Raw genomic sequence first — 5,664 nt, 5'->3', positions numbered from 1 at the left:
GCGGCATCCTCCACCTCCCTGATGCCGTTGCCGATGCGCACGATGGCATGCAGGTCTGTCGATCGAGCCGCCGGCTCATTGCTGTGATACGCCATGCTGGCTGCTCCTTTCGGTCGGCCGGAACGCATCCCGGCCGGGTTGTGAATCGGGCCGCGTTCGTGCGGACGGCCCGGCTGTGATGGAGGCTCAGGACGCCGCCTCCTGCCCGTCGGCGGCGGCCTTTCCGAGGATCGCCAGATCCTCGGTGGAGAGCACGTTGTTGACGTTGAGAATGATGACGAAACGTTCCTGCACCTTGCCCATGCCATGGATGAAATCGGTGCGGATCCGGGTGCCGAACGAGGGCGGCGGCTCGATGTCGGCAGCGGCGATCTCCAGCACTTCGTTGACCGCATCCACCACCACGCCGATCACCTGATCGCCCGCCTCGGGTTCCAGTTCCAGAATGACGATGCAGCTGCGTCGCGTGATCTGGCTGGGCTTGCCGCCGAAGCGGCTGGCCAGGTCCACCACCGGCACCACCGCGCCGCGCAGGTTGATCACGCCGCGGATGAACTCCGGCATCATGGGCACGGCGGTAAGCTGGCCGTACTCGATGATCTCCTTGATGTGCAGGATGCCGATGGCGAACACCTCGCCCCCCAGCATGAAGGTGAGGTATTGCCGGGGCTCATGGGCGGCCGCGGACGGCGGCGCCGCCCGGCTGTCAAGCTTGACCAGTGCGTTCATGGCCACCCCCTCAGAAACGCACGAACTCGGCTTCGCCCACCGGTTCGGTGACGGATTGCACGGTCTTGGCCAACTGCCTCATGGGCGCGGCGGATTTCACGGCGGCCTGGCGCATCGTCGCGGCAGCCGCGTTGCCGGCCTTGAAGAACGCCATCAGCTGTTGCAGCTGCTCGGCCTGACCGCTCATTTCCTCGGCGGTGGCGGCCAGCTCTTCCGAGGCGCTGGCGTTCTGCTGGGTGGCCTGGTTGAGCTGGTTCATGGCGACGTTCACCTGCCCCACCCCGCTGGCCTGCTCTTCCGAGGCGGCGGTGATTTCCTGCACCAGGTCGGAGGTCTTGTTGATGGAGGGCACGATCTCGTCCAGCAGCTTGCCGGCCCGCTCCGCCAGGTCAACCGAACCACCCGCCAGTTCGCCGATCTCCTGCGCCGCCACCTGGCTACGTTCCGCCAGCTTGCGCACTTCCGCCGCCACCACCGCGAAGCCCTTGCCGTGCTCGCCAGCGCGCGCCGCCTCGATGGCGGCATTCAGCGCCAGCAGGTTGGTCTGGTAGGCAATGTCATCGATGATGCCGATCTTGCCGGCGATGCTCTTCATCGCGGTCACCGTCTGCTTCACCGCCTCGCCGCCTTCGGTGGCCTCCTTCGCCGCCTTCGACGCCATGCCGTCGGTCACTTTGGCGTTCTCGGTGTTCTGGCTGATCGATGCGGACATCTGCTCGATGCTGGCGGACGTCTCTTCCACGCTGGCCGCCTGTTCGCTGGCGCCCTGCGACAGCGATTGCGCGGTGGCGGACACCTGCTCGGAAGCGGACGACAGGTTGTCCGAGGCGCTGCGCACTTCGCTGATGATCTGGGTCAGCTTGGCGACCATGGCGCCCATGGCGCCCAGCAACTGGCCCATCTCGTCCCTGCGGTCGGCCTCGACCTGCATCGTCAGGTCGCCTTCCGCCAGGCGGTTGGCGATGTCCACGGCCTGGCGCGCCGGGCGGGTGATGCTGCGGGTGACCCCGTAGGCGACGCCGGCCCCGAGCAGGCCGGCGGCGATGGACAGGGCGACGACCAGGGAGAAGGCGCTGCGGTAATTCTCGGCGGCCTGCTTGCCGGCCTCGTCCATCATCTCGCCCTGGTATGCGATCAGCTGGTTGAGGGCATCGATGAACGCTGCCTGCTTGGCAGTCACCTCGGTCAGCAGTAAAGCCACGGACTCGTCGCGTTTTCCTGCGTTCGCCAGTTCGAGGTACTTGTTGCCGGCCGCGACGAACGCCAGGCGCGCGTCGTCCGCCGTTTTCAGCAGCTTCTTGCCTTCCTCCGAGGTGACCGTCTGCATCAGCTTCTCGAAGTTCGCGGCCACGATCTTGCGCGCGGCGAGCAGCTGTTCGCGCTCGGCGGCGATCTTCGCGGGGTCGTTCAGCAGCGCGATGTTGCGCGAGGTGCGGGCGACGATGTTGAGGTTGTTGATGGTGGCGTTGGCCCAGACCGTCTTGGGATAGCGGTCGTTGCTCATCTTGTCGATGTTGTCGTTGAGCAGCCCCATGCGGGTGATGGCGATGACCGCGATGACGGCCAGCAGAAGCAGGACCAGGCCAAAGCCCAGACCGAGGCGCATACCGATTTTCATATTGCTGAACATTTTGCTCTCCAGTAAATAAAGACAACTACAGTCGGAAACTTCAAGCTTGCAGCGCGGCCGCCTGGTCCGTGGCCGCCTCGTCCAGCAAGGCGGGCACATCCAGCACCAGGGCCACCTGGCCGGAGCCGAGAATGGTGGAACCGGAAATGCCCCGGACCCGGGAAAAAACCTGCCCCAGCGGCTTGATGACCGCCTGGAACTCGCCCTTCAGTTCGTCCACCACCAGTCCCGCCTTGCGCCCGGCGCAGCGCACCACCACCACGTTCTGACGGCGCAGCGGACGGCCTTGCAGGGCGAGGTGCTGCCGCAGGCGCAACAGCGGCAGCACCTCGCCGCGCAGGTTGAGGAAGTCGCGCTCGTCGCGGCCGGCGTCCAGCTCCACGCACTCCAGCACCGTGTCCAGCGGCACCACGTAATGGCCGTCGGCCACCCCCATGAGAAAGCCGTCGATGATGGCCAGCGTGAGCGGCAGGCGGATGCGGAAGGTGGAACCCACGCCGGGATGGCTCTCGATCTCGACCGAACCGCGCAAGGCCTCGATGTTGCGGCGCACCACGTCCATGCCGACGCCGCGGCCGGACAGGCTGCTGACCTGCTCGGCGGTGGAAAAGCCGGGCTCGAAGATGAGGTTCCAGACCTCGCGGTCGGCGAGGCTGTCGCCATCCTGGAGCAGCCCGCGCTCGCGCGCCTTGGCCAGGATGCGATCGCGATTCAAGCCGCCGCCGTCGTCCGTCACCTCGATGACGATGCCGCCCGCGTCGTGGTAGGCGTTGAGGCGCAGGCTGCCCTGCGCCGGCTTGCCGCGCGCCAGGCGCACCTGGGCGGATTCGATGCCGTGATCCATGGCATTGCGCACCAGGTGCGTGAGCGGGTCGCCGATCTTGTCCACCACGGTCTTGTCCAGCTCGGTGTCGGCGCCGCCGATCAGCAGCTCGATATCCTTGCCGATCTCCTTGGAGACATCCCGCACCACGCGGCGGAAGCGGTTGAAGGTCTCGCCGATCTCCACCATGCGCAAACGCATGGCGCCATCGCGGATATCCTCCACCAGCCGGGCCATGCCGGAAACCGACTCCGCCATGGCGCCATCCTGGTGGCGCGCGGCCATGAGCCCGACCCCGGCCCCGGCGATCACCAGTTCGCCCACCAGGTTGATGAGGCTGTCCAGCTTGTCGGCATGCACCCGGACGAAGCGGGCCTCCTGGCTCTGTCGCTGGCGCGCGTCCTTCTGCTTGCTCAGCGCCGCGCCCACCAGTTCCGGCTGCACGATCTGGCGTTCCACCAGCAGTTCGCCCAGCGGCTGCACCCGCTCCTGGCGCGCGCTTTCGCATTCCTGGATGGCCAGCGTCTCGTCCAGCTCGCGCTGGGTCAGCGCGCCGCTGGCCACCAGCAGCTCACCCAGCCGGGTCTTGTCTTCCGGCAACGCCGCGATCAGCTCGAGAAAATCGGCCACCCGGCTGCCGGGGGCGAGGATGCGCAGCTGGCAGTCGTCGCGCACGAATTCGAACACGCTTTCGATGCGTGCCTTGTCGGCTTCGCTCTTGAGGCTGATCTCGAACCCCAGATAGCAGCACTCCGGGTCCATTCCGGCAGCCGCCGGCAGGGCGTCGGCCAGGGTGGCGAGGTGGCGGATCTCGCCCAGGGTGGCCAGGTAGCGGATGAAGGACAGCGGGTCCATGCCGTTCCTGAGCACGTCCTGGCCAAAACGCAGGGAGAGGTGCCAGGCCTCGCCTGCCGTCCGCTCGTCGCCCGTGCCGAGCACCGGGGATGCCGCCTCGGCCGGCAACGCGACTGCGGTGTCGTCCATGCAGAGGCTCAGCCGCGCACTCAGCGCCTCGCCCTGGGCGCTGACTTCGTCGTCCGCTTCATCCTGTGCGGCGGCGAGATCCACCAGACGTTCGATATGATCGCGGCACGCCAGGAACAGGCCGATCAATTCCTCCGTCAGGGGCAGTGCGTTGTTGCGCACCTGCTCCAGCACATTCTCGGCCTTGTGGGTGAAGGCGACGATGGCATCCAGCCCGAACAGGCCGGCCGCGCCCTTGATGGTGTGGGCGGCGCGGAACACGGCATTGACCGCTTCGGCGTCGTCAGGCGCGGTTTCCAGCCGCAGCAGCGCCTCCTCCATGTCCTGGAGCAGGCTGCGGCTTTCCGCGAAGAAGGTGTGCAGGGCATCGCCCAGGTCCAGGCTCATGTCGTTGCCTCCCATGCCCCGCCGAGGCCCGCCGGCAGCAGCTGCGGATCGCCGAACCAGTTGCCCAGCCCGAGCAGCTCGAACACCTCCAGCACGGCCGGGCTGTGTCCGGCCAGCCTCAACGTCTTGCCGGCCGCCGCCGCTTCGCGCTTCAGCAGCATCAGCAGCTGCACACCGCTGGTGTCCATCTCGCTGACGCCGGCAAGATCGATCTCGATCTCTTCGCTCTGGCCCAGGGCGTCGAGCAGGGCGGGCTTGAGTTCGGCGGCGCTGTAGATGGTCATTTCGCCGGCCAGGTACAAACGCAGGCAGGCTTCGTGTCGTTCGCTACGGATTTCCATGCTCCTCCCGGCCTCACGGCATGATCAGTTTGGATACCGCATCCAGCATCTGGGCCGGCTGGAAAGGCTTGACCACCCAGGCCTTGGCGCCGGCCATCTGGCCGTCGCGCTTCTTGGCCTCGCCGGCTTCGGTGGTCAGCATGATGACGGGGGTGAATTTGTAGGCGGGCCGGCCCTTCATTTCCCTGACGAAGGAAATGCCGTCCATGTTGGGCATGTTGACGTCGCTGATGACCAGATGCAGCTTGCGCCCGTCCAGCTTGCTCAGCGCATCCCTGCCGTCCACCGCATCGACGACGTCGTAGCCGGCCCCTTTCAGGGTCAACCCCACGACCTGCCGAATGGATGCCGAGTCGTCGACGATCAGAACCGTCTTGGCCATGTCTTCTCCTAAAAGAACGTTATTTCGGTTGTTTTGGCGGGCGCATTGCTTTGCGTGCCCAGATGGTTGTCCAGCTGCTCGAGGGTCGTGTAGGTGCGGGAAAGCTCGTCGAGCCAGGCCGCCACGTCGATGGGCGCGGCCGGCTCTCCGCGCGCGCCGCCCTCCCTGCGCTCGTCGAGGACGTTTTCCAGGCGGGCCATGTCGTCCATGGTCTGGCGCAGGATCTGGCTGACCCGGTCCTGGAACTGGAGCGAGACGATGACGCCGGACACCGTCTCCTGCACCGCCTGGCCTTCGTGCTGGAACCGGGTTGCCGCCTCGGTCAGATGCCCGACCGCGCCGCGGAACACGTTCAGCACTCCCTCGATAAGCCGCTCGGAATCCCGCA

The 5,664-nt window shown here is 66.6% G+C and carries 5 protein-coding genes and 1 pseudogene; all 6 read right to left on the bottom strand.

Annotated features, from left to right (window positions below):
* Nucleotides 1-186 precede the first annotated feature (186 nt).
* Nucleotides 187-729, bottom strand: coding sequence for a chemotaxis protein CheW (locus BGO62_RS12330; protein ID WP_296638962.1), 543 nt, complete (start codon nt 727-729; stop codon nt 187-189).
* 10 nt (nt 730-739) lie between these two features.
* Nucleotides 740-2,359 carry a methyl-accepting chemotaxis protein gene (locus BGO62_RS12325; RefSeq protein WP_296642868.1) on the bottom strand — a complete coding sequence of 540 codons (1,620 nt, stop codon included), beginning with the start codon at nt 2,357-2,359 and terminating at the stop codon, nt 740-742.
* 40 nt (nt 2,360-2,399) lie between these two features.
* Nucleotides 2,400-4,553, bottom strand: coding sequence for a chemotaxis protein CheA (locus tag BGO62_RS12320; RefSeq protein WP_296642866.1), 2,154 nt, complete (start codon nt 4,551-4,553; stop codon nt 2,400-2,402).
* Nucleotides 4,550-4,894, bottom strand: coding sequence for an STAS domain-containing protein (locus BGO62_RS12315; protein ID WP_296642864.1), 345 nt, complete (start codon nt 4,892-4,894; stop codon nt 4,550-4,552). Before BGO62_RS12315 ends, BGO62_RS12320 begins: the two co-directional genes overlap by 4 nt.
* Before the next feature lie 13 nt (nt 4,895-4,907).
* Nucleotides 4,908-5,276, bottom strand: a complete 369-nt coding sequence (locus BGO62_RS12310; RefSeq protein WP_296642862.1) for a response regulator — start codon at nt 5,274-5,276, stop codon at nt 4,908-4,910.
* An 8-nt stretch (nt 5,277-5,284) separates the two neighbouring features.
* Nucleotides 5,285-5,664, bottom strand: a pseudogene (locus BGO62_RS12305) (hypothetical protein); the annotation flags it as partial.

Source organism: Thiobacillus sp. 65-1402 (assembly GCF_001897685.1).
Classification (GTDB): domain Bacteria; phylum Pseudomonadota; class Gammaproteobacteria; order Burkholderiales; family Thiobacillaceae; genus Thiobacillus.
Note: the sequence above shows the minus strand (reverse complement) of the source record. Positions and strands in the feature narration are given on the sequence as shown.